Origin of the sequence: Niallia sp. FSL W8-1348 (assembly GCF_038006745.1) — a bacterium.
Lineage (GTDB): Bacteria > Bacillota > Bacilli > Bacillales > Cytobacillaceae > Niallia > Niallia alba.
Map to the genome: position 1 here is coordinate 2,980,397 of NZ_JBBOVV010000001.1, position 14,743 is coordinate 2,995,139.

The 14,743-nt window shown below is 30.9% G+C and carries 7 protein-coding genes; all 7 read left to right on the top strand.

All coding sequences use genetic code 11. From position 1 onward, the window contains the following. The first annotated feature begins 353 nt into the window (after positions 1-353). From NST60_RS14230 to NST60_RS14260, 7 genes are read left to right on the top strand one after another with little or no spacing between them, the layout of a single operon-like run. On the top strand, positions 354-1,499 hold the full coding sequence (locus tag NST60_RS14230) for a DNA glycosylase AlkZ-like family protein (protein WP_341099095.1): 1,146 nt from the start codon (positions 354-356) through the stop codon (positions 1,497-1,499). 27 nt (positions 1,500-1,526) lie between these two features. Next, the gene (locus NST60_RS14235; RefSeq protein ID WP_341099097.1) at positions 1,527-4,706 is read left to right on the top strand and encodes an amino acid adenylation domain-containing protein; all 3,180 of its coding nucleotides are present in this window, start codon (positions 1,527-1,529) and stop codon (positions 4,704-4,706) included. A 33-nt stretch (positions 4,707-4,739) separates the two neighbouring features. After that, positions 4,740-6,026 (top strand): MFS transporter, encoded by a 1,287-nt coding sequence (locus tag NST60_RS14240; protein WP_341099099.1) that lies wholly within the window; start codon positions 4,740-4,742, stop codon positions 6,024-6,026. After that, entirely contained in the window at positions 6,004-7,365 is a 1,362-nt protein-coding gene (gene glyA, locus NST60_RS14245) for a serine hydroxymethyltransferase (RefSeq protein WP_341099100.1), read from the top strand. Before NST60_RS14240 ends, glyA begins: the two co-directional genes overlap by 23 nt. A gap of 24 nt (positions 7,366-7,389) precedes the next feature. Further along, complete coding sequence (locus NST60_RS14250; RefSeq protein WP_341099102.1) at positions 7,390-8,385, top strand: TauD/TfdA family dioxygenase; 996 nt, start codon at positions 7,390-7,392, stop codon at positions 8,383-8,385. Beyond that, positions 8,385-10,196: a non-ribosomal peptide synthetase gene (locus NST60_RS14255; RefSeq protein ID WP_341099103.1), complete on the top strand. Its 1,812-nt coding sequence runs from the start codon at positions 8,385-8,387 to the stop codon at positions 10,194-10,196. Before NST60_RS14250 ends, NST60_RS14255 begins: the two co-directional genes overlap by 1 nt. A 19-nt stretch (positions 10,197-10,215) precedes the next feature. Next, positions 10,216-14,727 carry an amino acid adenylation domain-containing protein gene (locus NST60_RS14260; RefSeq protein WP_341099104.1) on the top strand — a complete coding sequence of 1,504 codons (4,512 nt, stop codon included), beginning with the start codon at positions 10,216-10,218 and terminating at the stop codon, positions 14,725-14,727. Positions 14,728-14,743: the final 16 nt, after the last annotated feature.

The following is a 14,743-nucleotide window of genomic DNA, read 5'->3' on the forward strand; positions in this document are numbered from 1 at the left end:
ATTTTGGCTTGCCCTCTTAGCCGGCGGCAAAACTAGTTCATGTTTGCATTTAGCGTCTTACGACTTAACAGAGGTATATAAAATTATCTGTATATCATTTTTGTGGTGCGGTACTGATAAACATAATCATTACTTTATGGAATAAATAGGTCTAAATACCTTTTATACCATTTTTTAGTGACAAAATAGTGCAATTTAGTTATTATTTAGACAAGGTTTTCCTTTTTTGTAAATATTAAAAAAATAATATTAATTAAGAATTTTATTTTTTTCTTGCTTGGAAGACTTTTTAACAGAGATAGGAAAGGGAATTATTTCACAAAATATAGTTTTGGAAAAAAGGTGTTTTGTTAATGAATATAACCATCAATGAAGCAAGAAACCTAATTTTATATGCTCAAGGGTTCTACAATGAATTTTCAGAACCAATTGATGTCTTGAATTTTTTAGGAACTATACAGTTAGATTCAATTAATGTTTTAGCAAGGAATCAAGAATTAGTTATATATTCTAGGTTTGGTAATTATGATACTGACAAACTTTATAAAACTGTATATGATCAAAACGCATTTGAATACTGGGGCCATTCTGCCTCTTGGATGCCTATGTCTTATTATAAATTATTCTTACATCGAATAAGACTCTTACAACAACATGGACGAAGTGCTACCACAGTCAATAAGCAAGTAAGAGAAGAGTACTCTGAATATTATAAGGTCGTTATGGATCTGATAAAGGAAAAAGAGTTTGTAAGCAGTTCGGATTTTAAGGAGGTTAAAAGGTCAGGTCAAGGATGGTGGAATTTCAAACCAGCTAAAAGGGTGTTAGAAGACTTATTTGATCAAGGTATCATTACAGTAAGTAATCGAGATAAAAATTTTAACAGGATTTACTGCTTATCAGAAAAATACATAACGTGGCATAAAAATAAGACAGACATAGGAATAAGAGACTCGGTTAAAGAGCTTATGTGGTTAGGCATAAATAGGCTTGGTATCGCAACTCAAAGAGAGACTGCAGATTATTTTAGGTGTTACAAATGGTCTGAACCATGGAAAGAGGCTTTCGAAGAATTACTGGAAGAAAAGAAAATAGAGGAAGTCTACATAGAAAATAAAAAAACGAAATATTATTTAGCTAAGGAATTATTTGATAAGTACTCAAATGAGAATATATCAACTAATATGCTGCATCCTGTATTAATATCACCACTAGATAATTTGATATGGGACAGAAAGAGAGTACACAATTTATTCAACTTTAATTATAAAGTTGAATTTTACAAAAAAGTTGAAAATAGAGAATACGGGTATTTTGTTTTACCTCTCTTAAGTAGAGGAGGTATTAGAGGCCGAGCTGATCTTAAATTTGACAGAGGAAATAATGTGCTAAATGTCTTAGGGTTCTGGTTAGAGAATGAAGGTACTTCAGATGAAATGGAACAAGCATTAATAAACCTTAAGACATTCTTAAAAGCTGATAAGCTAGAGTATTTTTAATAAAATTTCTAATTTATGAGGTGCCTTATGCGAACTAGCGATAATTTTTGTGGTTTATTTGAAGAAATTGTTAATGAAAATCATAATGAGTATGCACTAATATCCCCAAATATATCTTATACATATGATGAGTTGAATAAAAAGGCTAATAGGATTGCACATTTATTACAACAAAGAGGAATAGAGAACAAAAAGATAGTTGCTATTTACTTGCCTAGAACAATTAATATAATTCCAATCATATTAGGGATATTAAAAACAGGTGCAAGTTATTTGCCTATTGATAAAGCATATCCTCTTAATAGAGTTGAATATATCTTAAATGATTCTTCCGCCGACTTAGTAATTACTGATCGCAGTGCAAGTTTAACTAATCTACAAGGCAGTTTAATGATTGAAGATATCGAAAAACAGTTGGCACATTATCCATCACATAATTTAAATATTAGTATCTCTAGTAAATCATTAATGTATATCATTTACACATCAGGCACTACGGGTAAACCAAAGGGAGTAATGATTACTCACCAATCCTTATTAGCCTTTGTAAGGGGTGTAAAGAATCAATATAACCTTAGCTCAGAGGATCGTATGTTACAGTTCTTTCCTATAGGGTTTGACGGAAGTGTTGATGAAATATATCCATCTCTCTTATCTGGTTCTAAGTTAATATTTTCTGGAAAAGAAACTTTAGGTTTCGATGATTTAATTGACTGTTGCTACGAATTCAATATAAATATTATTGATTTACCTACCGCGTACTGGCACGAATTTGTTGATTATTTAAACTATACGAAACACAAAAATTTACCTCCTTCTGTTCGTTTAATTATCCTTGGTGGGGAAAAAATGCAGCTAGATAAGTATAGAAATTGGAAGGAAAATACAAGCGCTGCGATTAAGTTATTAAATACATATGGACCCACGGAAACAACAGTTGAAGTGACAGCTTACGAACTTGGTCGTTTGACAGATACTTTAGATGAAATTCCATTAGGGAGTTCTATTGGAGAAAATAAAATATATTTATTAGATGAAAATCTAAATCAGGTAAAAGCAGAAGAAATAGGAACTATTTATGTAGGAGGACCTCAACTTTCTAGAGGTTATCTGAATAAACCTTCTTATACAGCTGAAAGATTTTTACCAAATCCTTTTGATCAAACCGTTGGTGAAAGAATTTATAATACTGGCGATTTAGGGAAGATAAATTCTCAAGGTTTATTAGATTATATTGGTAGAACAGATAACCAAATTAAGATTGATGGTCATAGAATTGACATCAGTGACATTGAAATTACATTACAGACAATGCAAGATATTAAACAAGCTATTGTAGGAACTTTTGAAAGCGATGGTAGTAAGTTGCTTGTTGCATACATTGTTAGTAGAGATAAAGACTTGAGAACAGAAAAAATTAGATCTTATTTAAATAGTAAATTGCCTAAGTATATGATTCCTTCTAGATACCATCTAATTAACGAAATACCCTTAAATACTAATGGTAAAACTGATATGAAACAATTATCGAAACTTAATTTGTCTTATCTTGTTGTCAATAAGAGCTATAATAATGAGAAATTGGATAAGTTAAATACCTTACTAGTTAACGTATTTAAAGTTGAATCTATACATCCAAATACAAATTTGTACGATTTGGGATTGAACTCCTTAAAATCTATTCAAATTATGTCAAGAATTAAAAATGTATTTGGTGTTACTGATATTACATTAGCAGAAATATTCAATATAAATAAGACCATTGATTTGTTGAATCTAATAAACAGTAAGGAAAACAATACTACTAAACAATCAAAATTTCAGATTCTAAAGCCGGTTAAAAACAAAGAAAGACTTGATATACCATTAACATATTCACAAGAAATGGTTCTTTTTTTAAACGCTCTTAACGAGGATAATTTAGCGTATAATACACAGCTAAGTATTAATTTTAATGGCAATCTTAATATTAGGTATCTAGAAGGAGCGTTTACTAAGATTATTGAAAGACACGAAATCTTTAGAACTACATTTACTTTAAAAAACGGAAGACCTGTTCAGAACGTACACAAACCGTTTAAAGCCCATATATCTGTTGTGGATTTAGCTGATATGGATTCGGTAAAACAAACAGCTGAGATTCAAAATATTATGAATGAGCAGTTTTCCTATAAATATAATGCTCAAAAGTTACCTCTTATCCGCTGGAAGCTTATTAAATTGAATGATCATAGTCACATATTAACTCAAACAGAACATCATTTTGTTCATGACGGATGGTCTTTAACTAGATTAATGTATGAGTTGAAAGAAATATATAATAGCCTGGCAAAAAATGAACCTATCGGATTAAAAGAACTAGAAATTCAATTTTCTGATTACTGTATATGGCAGCGTGAAAACATCAAATTAGATAATTTGAATTCAGAACTTCAATTTTGGAAAGGCAATTTAAAAGATGCACCCTGTACTGAAATTCCGACTGATTATAAACGTCCAAGAATTCAGTCATTTTCTGGTGATGCCTTCTATATGATTGTTGAGGATGAGAATGTTGAACATGTGAAAAAAATTGCTAAAGAAGAAAAGAGCTCTCTCTATATAGTTTTATTAAGTATTTTTAACATCTTAATGAGTGAAAGAACTGAATCAAATGATATTGTCGTTGGTTCAAGCGTAGCCAATAGACATTTTGATCAAACCGAAGAGCTTATTGGAATGCTAGTCAATCCTATCGTTTTAAGAACAAAATTTTCTTATAACAACACCTTTAAAGAGTTAGTAAACATTACAAAAAAAGTATTACTAAATGCGCAAGAAAATAAAAATATGCCATTCGAATTACTGGTAAGAGAACTTAAGTTAAAAAGGGATTTAAGCAGAAACCCTATATTTCAAGTAAACTTTGCTTTTCACGATGCATTAATGCCTAATTTAGACCTTTATGAGGTAGAAGGAGAAATTGTATACCATCATAATGCTTCGGCCAAATTTGACATCAATATTACGGGAATACCTCTAAATGACAAACAAAAGATTTTATTTGAGTGGGAGTTTAATAAAGAATTATACCACCAAAAATCTATTGAAAATTTAATGAGTGATTATAAAAATTTGATGGACATTGTGCTAAGTGATAATAATCTTACAATCTCAGATATAATTTCCACATTTAGAAAAGTAAAAAAACAATTAGTAAATAACTAAAATATTTGTTCCTACTTTGAAAGGTTGATTTAAGTGAAGTTAAAAGGTTTATGGAATGACTCAAATTTTTTGAAGTTTTGGGCGGGTGAAACGCTATCTCTCGTAGGCGGTCAGATAACAATTATTGCTCTTCCATTGTTAGCGATAAACATTTTAAAGGCATCTCCAGGCGAATTAGGAGTGTTAGGTGCTATGCAGTTTGCCCCTTATCTATTTTTCGGGTTATTTGCTGGAGTAATGGTAGATAGATTAAAAAGAAGACCATTAATGATTATAGCGGATATATGCAGAGCTTTACTTTTGATATCGATACCCGCTGGTGTTTGGTTTGATTTCCTATCAATGGAACAGTTGTATTTAGTAGGTTTTTTTACGGGGGTCTTTTCCTTATTTTTCGATATAGCATATCAGTCCTATCTACCTACCTTAGTTGGTAAAGATAAAATATCGGAGGGAAATTCAAAATTGCAAGCATCTGGCTCTATATCACAGGTAGCTGGACCAAGCATAGGTGGATTATTAGTTGACTTTTTAACAGCGCCATTTGCAATATTGTTTGATGCTCTATCATTTCTTGTATCTGCAATCTTTTTAAAAGCAATAAAGATCAAGGAAGAAAAAGTTGTAAGTACTAGTGAGAAGAAAAACATTTGGAATGAAATAGGGGAAGGATTAAGTTTTGTCTTTAAGAGTAATTTTCTTCGACCTATAGCGATGTGTACAGGTATCAGTAATTTTTTCGGAAGGATTCTTTTTACAGTTTTTATAATATATTTATCTGTAAATTTAAATTTCAGCGCTACCACAATAGGCTTAATTTTTGGAATAGCAAGTGTGGGTGCTTTTGTAGGGGCCCTTCTGGCAAATCACATTGTCAAAATGTTGGGATTAGGAAAAACAATAACTTTCTCTATTCTATTCGGAAATTCGTCGCTACTACTAATTCCTTTAACAGATGATAATTCTATTCTAAGTATACTGTTTTTACTAGCTTCACAATTCTTTTGGGGGATGGCAAACCCAATTTATAACATTAGTCAAGTTAGCTTTAGACAGTCCTATACTCCATCTCATTTATTAGGAAGAATGAACGCTTCAATGAGGACACTTGTTTGGGGAACGGTTCCTCTTGGTTACTTAGCAGGGGGGTTCCTTGGAGAGACAGTAGGTATAAAAAACGCAATTATAATAGGAGGATTTGGAGGTTTATTACCGTTTTTATTCGTTCTATTCTCCCCTGTATTTAAACTAAATAGCATTGAGGATGTACTCGAAAAACAAAAAGAAAGTATAGAAGGTGAAAAAATTGTTAGTACTTGATAAAAAAACAATGAACGTTAATGCTGATTACGACGATTTTTTCTCATCAAGCCTTGACTTATTAAAAGAATTTGATAATGAGGTTTATAAATATACATGTCAAGAGTATGAGCGACAGAAATATACATTATCAATGGTAGCATCATCAAGCATAGTTCCGCCTTCAGTTCTAGCGTGCGAAGCAAGTACTTTATCTAGTTTAACTACAGAAGGTTACCCTGGGAAAAGGTATCATGCGGGGTGTTTAGTTGCTGACAAAGTAGAAGAATTAGCTATTGATCGAGCTAAGTCTTTATTTAAGGCAAGTTATGCTAATGTTCAGCCTCATTCTGGGTCGTCTGCAAATCAGATTATATTATTTAATTTATTATCTCCTGGTGACACTGTTCTTAGTTTGGATATTAATTCGGGTGGTCACTTGAGCCATGGAGCTAAAGCATCAATTACTAGTAATTTCTTTTCTTTTGTACATTATGGATTAGATTCACATGGCTACATAGATTATGACCATGCAGAATATATGGCAAAAAAACATAAGCCTAAATTAATTATATGCGGGGCTAGCAGCTACCCTAGAAGAATAGATTTTAAACGATTCCGTGAAATAGCAGACAGCATAGGATCTTTTCTGCTAGCAGATATATCTCATATTTCAGGGTTAGTAGCAACTGGACTACATGAGAGTCCTATTGACTATGCTCATTTCACTACCACGAGCACTTATAAACAGTTATGTGGTCCGCGAGGTGGTCTTATACTTATGGGTAAAGATTATAGTATTGACTCAACTAATAATTTTAAAACTTTAGTTAATAAAGCCACTTTCCCAGGATTTCAAGGAACACCAAACCTTAATTCAATTTTAGCTAAAGCAAATGCATTTTACTATGTACAAACTGAAGAGTTTGCAGAAATCGCTTCGAATATTTTAGGGAATTCTAAAAAATTAGCAGATTTGTTTTTATCCAACGGTTATAAAGTTTTAACCGAAGGAACAGATAATCATATGGTTATCTTAGATGTTACTTCTATCGGTTTAAATGGTTTATTAGCACAGAAGGTTCTTGAGGATTGTGGAATTATTGTGAATAAAAATCTAATACCGAATGATTATAACAATCCATTTATAACTAGTGGGATAAGGATTGGTACAAATTCATTAGCACAAAGAGGGCTAAAACAAGAAGATATGAAGGATTGTTTTGAATTAATAGATAAAATATTACGCTCAACAAGAAAGATTAACGATAAAGAATATTTTGTTGAATCATCATTAGTTAATAACGTTAGAGAGCAAGTGGGGGGATTAGTAAACAACGCACCCATACCCTACTATTAATAAGTTGTTGAAGGAGGAAAAGTGATGGAAATATTAGATAAAGAAATAAAAACATTTTTCTTAAAAGAAAATAGTGAATTACCATTAGTAATAGAGTCAATTGACCCTCAACAAAATTTAATCGAATATGGTTTGGAAAATAAAAGCTTTATAGAAGAAACTATTCATAAGTATGGAGGTATATTATTTAGAAACTTCAAGGTAAACTCCGCAGAGAATTTTAACGATTTTTTAACAGCAATGTTCCCGGAATTAATTGAATATAAAGAAAGATCTTCGCCTAGACAACAGGTAAATAATAGTAAAGTTTATACTTCTACTGAATACCCAGCAGACCAGTATATTTATTTGCATAACGAGAACTCTTATGCAAATGTATGGCCACTAAAAATTTGTTTTTTTTGTGACGTTGAACCAAAAGTAGGGGGAGAAACCCCAATTGCTAATACAAGAAATGTGTATAACAGAATTAGTAGGACTACACGCGAAAAGTTTGAAGAAAAAGGTGTTATGTATGTAAGAAATCTAACCGAAAGGTTAGGATTATCTTGGAAATCAGTCTTTCAAACTGATAATAAAGAAATAGTAGAAGAATATTGTAAAAATGCAGGTTATGAGTATGAGTGGAAAGAAAACAAATTGCAAACTAAAAGAGTAGGGCCCGCTGTAGTCTTTCACCCCTATACTAAGGAACCTATATGGTTTAATCATGCAGTATTTTTTCACTACACGACTTTACCTAAGTTAGTTCAAGATACACTATTAATGCAGATGAAAGAAGAAGATTTTCCTAATAATACTTACTATGGAACAGGTGAAAAAATAGAAAATGAAGTACTAGAAGAGATAAGAAACGCTTATGCAGCAGAAACAGTTACTTTTAAATGGAAAAAAGGCGATGTTCTACTATTAGATAATATGCTTACTGCACATGCCCGAAGTCCTTTTAAAGGCGAACGTAGAATATTAGTAAGTATGGCTGAACCCTATAGTATCAAAAATATAAATGAGGTAAAGTGATGAATCTACAAATTGTAGAACGTAATGAAAGAAGTTCGCTCTTAGAAGATTATTGTTTTACACATGAAAATTTAACTCTTATTGATCTCTTCAAAAAAAGTGTTAGAGAAAACTCATCTAGTTTAGCTATAGAGTATGAGAAAGAAAAGTTTTCTTACAGGTCCATTGATCAATTATCAAATCAGATGGCGCATTATTTACTTAGTCTGAGTATTAATATGGAGACTCCTATTGTTATTTATCTGAATAATGGCCCATTTTTAATTATTTCAATTTTAGCGACTATTAAAGCAGGGTGTTCATTCATTCCTCAAGATTCAAGTTCTTCTTTAGGGAAAATAAACGATATTGTTAAGGATTCTGGTGCAAAATATGTTATCACAGATCAAAATTTAGACATTCCGCACACTAGAACAATACATATAAATTCTGTGAAGAAGAATATGAGTAATATGCCAAAAGAGGACTGTAACGTGTCAATTAGTCCAAAAAATAGTTGCTATATAATATACACATCTGGTTCAACGGGGAAACCCAAAGGTGTAATAATTGAACATAGAAATATTGTTAACTATTTGTTGTGGGCAAAAGATTACTACAATGTAAAAAAGAACAGAAAAGTTCTATTACATTCCCCAGTCTCTTTTGATTTGAGTCTAACAAGTATGTTACTACCCGTTATTTCTGGGGGATCTGTAAAGATACTATCTCGAAGTAATGATATTAATAAACTAATATCAAATACTGAAGAACATCACAGTTTCATTAAAGTAACCCCAACACATTTAATAGCTATTAGCGATTTATTGAGTAAGGATAGTTTTTTAAATATGACAATCCCAAACTTAATAATTGCTGGTGGAGAACTATTAACAAAATCTCATATTGATAAATGGGTTACAAGGAATGAAACTTTAACCTTTGTTAATGAATACGGTCCTACTGAAACAACAATTGGTTCTACTGTATTTTCTTTTAGAAATGATAGAGAAGTATCAGAAAGTATTATTCCCATAGGTAATCCTATCAAAAACACAAATATTTATTTACTCGATAAAGATTTAAACAAAGTAGCTTTTGGTGAAATTGGTGAAATCTTTATTGGGGGAGCTGGTGTGGGTAGAGGATACGTTAGAAATCCCAAGTTAACTAGTGTTAAATTCCTTCCAGATATAAGTGGTAATGGTGGAGTTATGTATAAAACTGGTGATAGGGCAAGATATGATCAAAATCAAAATCTTGTATTCTTGGGAAGAGAAGATGATCAAGTTAAAATAAGAGGTTATAGAATAGAGTTAGGTGAAGTTGAAAATGCATTATTAAAAATTAGCGAAGTTGCTAATGCATCTGTTATTACCAGATTTAATGAGAATTACACTTATAACAGTTTAGTTGCGTTTTTAGAAGGAGAAAATGTAAAAATTGAATCAGTCAGAAAAAGTCTAGCAAGTTTACTTCCCCAATATATGATTCCTGAACTAATGATTAAAATTGATAAAATACCTACTAGTAAAAGTGGAAAGGTTGATAGAAAAATGTTAGAAAATAAATTAAAAAAACTTGATGATAAAAACCAGTTTGTGGTTTCTAAGAAAATTGTAGAAGATTTGTTTATGGAGTTGCTTAACGTTGAACAAGTTAGTTTAGAAGATGATTTTTTTGAAAAAGGTGGACATTCTTTATTGGCAATACAATTTATAGCGTTATTACGAGAAAGACATAATGTAGAGTTTCCGTTAATTGAAATATTAGAAAACTCTAACGTTGAACATATTATTATAACCCTTGAAAAACTATTACCGAATAAATAAAAAAGGTGGCAATTCTATTATGAATGAATTAGTAGGACATGTAATGGGAAAGAAAGATCCCATTCCTATAACACCAGCACAACAGCAATTATTTTATTTCCAACAGCTAAATCCAGAAAGCGCGGCTTACAATAGCTCAGTATATTTGAGATTAGAAGGAAACTTGGACCCTCAATTACTATCGGATTCTATAGATTGGGTCATAAATAAGCATGATATCCTAAGGACAAACTTTATAGTAGAAAATGAGGTCCCTATACAGGTTATTCGGAGTAACGTTGAAAATAAAGTGGAAATAATTGAGATGGAAAGTCGACAAGAGGAAGAGTTGGCAAATATAGTATCTACTTTAATAGATACACCTTTTAATCTTAGTAATGATCCTTTATTAAGGAGTTTAATTATTAAGAAATCCAATAACATTCATTACTTTTTACTAGTAACACATCATATCGTTTCCGATTCTTGGTTTAAGCAGATTTTTAATGAAATCAGCACATATTACAATAGTTGTAAAGATGGAATAGACATTACCTTAAACACTAAGCTCTCTTTTCAATTTGCAGATTATGCACTTTGGCAAGAACAACAAATTAAAAAAGGAGCGTATGAGAACCAAAAAAAATATTGGCTCAAAAAACTTGATAATCCACCAGATTCAAGTATTATTGCTGATTTTAAAAGAGGAAGTGATAACCGTTATGTAGGAACAAGTGAGTTTATTAAGTTTTCTAAAGAACTGCAGGATAAAATTAAAATGTTCTGTAAAAAAGAACGAATTACTCCATTTATCTTTTACCTTGCGGCATTAAATCTTACTCTTCATAAATTTATTGAAAAAAAAGAGTTGATTATAGGAATTCCATTTTCAGGGCGTACTAGAAGAGAACTTGATAATTTGATTGGTTTTTTTGTCAACACATTTCCTGTAAGACTAGAAATAGAAGAAAATTTGACGGTTCGAAGATTTTTAGACAATGTAAAAAAGACGTTTGTTGAAGCCTTAAGTAATCAGGATATACCACTGACATACGTGTATAAGGAATTGAAACAAAAAAGTAATGGCTTACAGCATCCTTTATACGAAATAGTTTTAAATTATGAAGGGAATAGTCAGGAAAATAATTTAAAACTGAAAAATATAGAAAGTAAAATCATTGATACAAAAGTAAATACCTCAAAATTTGACTTGAATCTTTACATTTCAGAGAAAGAGGATAATGTTAGTTTGGAATTGATTTATTGTACTGATTTATTTACCAGTGATACGATAACAAATTTTTTACAATACTTTAGAAATATTGTGGAATTAATTATCAGTGATCCTTCTAAAAAAATCTCTCAATATCAGCTGGAAGAAAATAGGGAGATTCTAAATAGAATTAGAAGATTTAGTCCTCCTAAAACATACAATACTAAAAATCTAATAGAAAAATTTGAAGAGAACGTTTTAAACAATCCCAACAATATCGCGATTAAATATGAGAATGAAAAATATACATATAATGAATTAAATGTTTTAGCGAATAAATTTGCTAAATATTTAAGGGATAAAGGTTTAAAAAGAGGAGATAGAGTTGGTTTATGTTTTGACAGATCAAGTCAGTTATTAATAAGTCTGTTGGGGATTTTAAAGATTGGGGCTGCATATGTTCCATTAGATCCTTATGCACCTCAAAAGCGGATTGAATATATATGCCATAATGCAGAGATAAAGGTAGCGATTATCAATGATGAGAAAGAGAATATCTGTGACTTATCGTGTATAAACACACTTTCTTGGACGGACTTTTTCAGAGTTAAAAATCAATATAAGCCAGATAACTTAGATACTTTAATAGATAAAAACGACCTTTGCTATATTATATATACTTCTGGATCTACTGGTAAACCTAAGGGAGTAATGGTAACACACAAAAATGTTTATAGACTTATGGAAGGATGTCTGGATTTTTTCACATTTACAAAAAATGATAAGTGGACTATGTTTCACTCATTTGCATTCGATTTTTCAGTTTGGGAGATATGGGGTGCTCTTTTTAACAGTTCTACTCTTGTTATAGTTCCATACCATACAAGTAGGTCTCCAGAAGAGTTTTATAATTTTTTAAACGATGAAAATATTACTGTTTTAAACCAAACACCATCTGCCTTTGCCCAATTAATTAATTTTAACAAAAATAACCTGTATTCTACTAAATTGCAAGAATTAAGGTATGTCATATTTGGTGGAGAATCTTTAAGTATTGACATGTTAGCACATTGGACAAACAACTATGGGTTTGAGCAACCTAAATTAATTAATATGTATGGTATAACCGAGACAACTGTTCATGTTACTTTTCATGAAGTTACCCAAAAAGATTTATTAAGGAAAAATATAATAGGAAAACCCTTGAATGACCTAGAAGTATTTGTTTTTGACAGAAATTTAAATCTACAACCTATTAATGTGCCAGGAGAAATGTATATATCGGGAGATGGGGTAACAAAAGGTTACTTAAACAATGATTGCCTTACCGAGGAGAGATTTATTAAGAACCCATATAATGGACAAAAGATGTACAAGACAGGAGACAGAGCTAGATACTTATGGAATGGGGATTTAGAATACTTAGGCAGAATAGATGATCAAATTCAATTAAATGGTTATAGAATTGAACTTGGGGAAATAGAGAGTGCTTTGAATTTAATTAATGAAATTTCTGAATCGGCAGTGATTTTTAATGAATTCGAGAAAAAAATAGAGGCCTTTATAGTATTAGAAAAAGAAATAACTTTAATTGAAATTCGTAATCAATTACGGAGTTTTCTTCCTTTGTATATGATTCCAAGTAGATTGACAATTGTTAGCAACATGCCTATAAATGTTAACGGGAAGATAGATAAAAAGCGATTAGTTCAGGCAAGAGAAATTATAAACGAACCAGAAAATTGTTTAAATGAAGATAAAAATGAATTACAGCAAATTGTAGAAGATGTATGGAAAAGTGTCTTAAATAATCAAAGTATAAAATTAGACGATAACTTATTTGACTTGGGTGGAGACTCTATACAGATAATGCAAATTGCTGCCAAGATGAAAACATTAGGTTATGAAATTTTACCAAGACATTTATATAAAAATCAAACGGTTAGACAACTTGCTTTGTTTTTAGAGAGCACCGGAAGTAATAAATCTATTGCAGACTATAGTCTTGTTTCTGGATCTATGCCCCTCACGCCTATCCAGGAATGGATTCTTCTTAAAAAAAGTTTTAATATTAATAACTTTTATCAACTTGAGTATCTACAAATGAAAGAAAAATTAGATTTGGAAGTAATGGTTAAGTGTTTAGAACTTTTGGTTAATCACCATGATATTTTACGAGTAAAGTTTAAAAAAAATATCATAGGAGTTCAACAGTTCATAGAGGTTTCTGAGAAAAGAGATATATTAGAAAGTTTTAAAGTGGAAAAGAAAGATGAAACTATTGGAATCATAAAATGCAAGTTGGACGAAATGTTAAAAAACTTCAGTATTTCGAGAGGACCAATCATAAAAGCATTACATTTTGACCTGTGGGAAAAAAATGAAAAAGACGTATTAATTTTAGTGGTAAATCATTTAGCTATAGATGCAATATCTTGGAATATTTTGCTTGAAGATTTAGAGTTCTTATATGAGAGAGTTTTGAATGCCCAACATCCTGTCCTTCAAGGGAAAACTACTTCCTTTAAAGAGTGGAGCAACCATTTAGTAAATTATAAAAATTCTAGCGAAATAGATTATGACCATCTTTATTGGTCTGAAAAGAAAGTGGATATTAATATAACTAACCGTCATTATTTATATACAAATAATGGCAGGCTATATCAAAATATCAATGGAGTGTTTAATTTACAAGCTAGAAAAGAAGAAAGTTCTGGCATTATAGACTTGATTATATGTTCTTTATATATGAGTTATAAAAAAACTTTAAATAAACAAAATTTATTATTAGATTTAGAAGGACATGGTAGAGAAGATATTCATAACTCAATAAATATATCTAGGACAATTGGGTGGTTTACTACAATTTACCCTATAACTCTCGAACATCATACTTTAGATACAAAAGAGATATTAGACTATGTTAAAACTGAACGTAAAAGTATTCCGTCCAATGGATTCACCTATAATTTAGTTGCTAAAGATTTATTCGAAGGAGAATCCGGTATCGGAGGAGATATATTACTAAACTACTTAGGTAATATTTCAACGGGCAAGCAAGAATATAAGTTTTGGATTCTGGAAAATCACAGCGATTTTGAAAACATAGAACAAATTACTCACCCTTTGGTCGTTAAAATAAAGAAAGCTAAAGATGATTTAAAATTAGAGTGGATTTATAGCAATGAGGTTTATTCTTCAGAAGATATCTCTAATTTAGCGCAGGAATTTGAATCAGTATTCAAACAAGTCGTTAACTTGGAGAAAAAGCAATTTGTTTCAAGTTTTGATCTTATAAACCAAGAAGATCTGTCTTTAGTTCTAGAACAACTTAAATAACATTTGGGGGTTTATT

Coding starts and splice junctions, on each gene's coding strand:
- NST60_RS14260 (WP_341099104.1), top strand. CDS start 10,216: ATGAATGAATTAGTAGGACATGTAATGGGAAAGAAAGATCCCATTCCT.
- NST60_RS14235 (WP_341099097.1), top strand. CDS start 1,527: ATGCGAACTAGCGATAATTTTTGTGGTTTATTTGAAGAAATTGTTAAT.
- NST60_RS14250 (WP_341099102.1), top strand. CDS start 7,390: ATGGAAATATTAGATAAAGAAATAAAAACATTTTTCTTAAAAGAAAAT.
- NST60_RS14230 (WP_341099095.1), top strand. CDS start 354: ATGAATATAACCATCAATGAAGCAAGAAACCTAATTTTATATGCTCAA.
- NST60_RS14255 (WP_341099103.1), top strand. CDS start 8,385: ATGAATCTACAAATTGTAGAACGTAATGAAAGAAGTTCGCTCTTAGAA.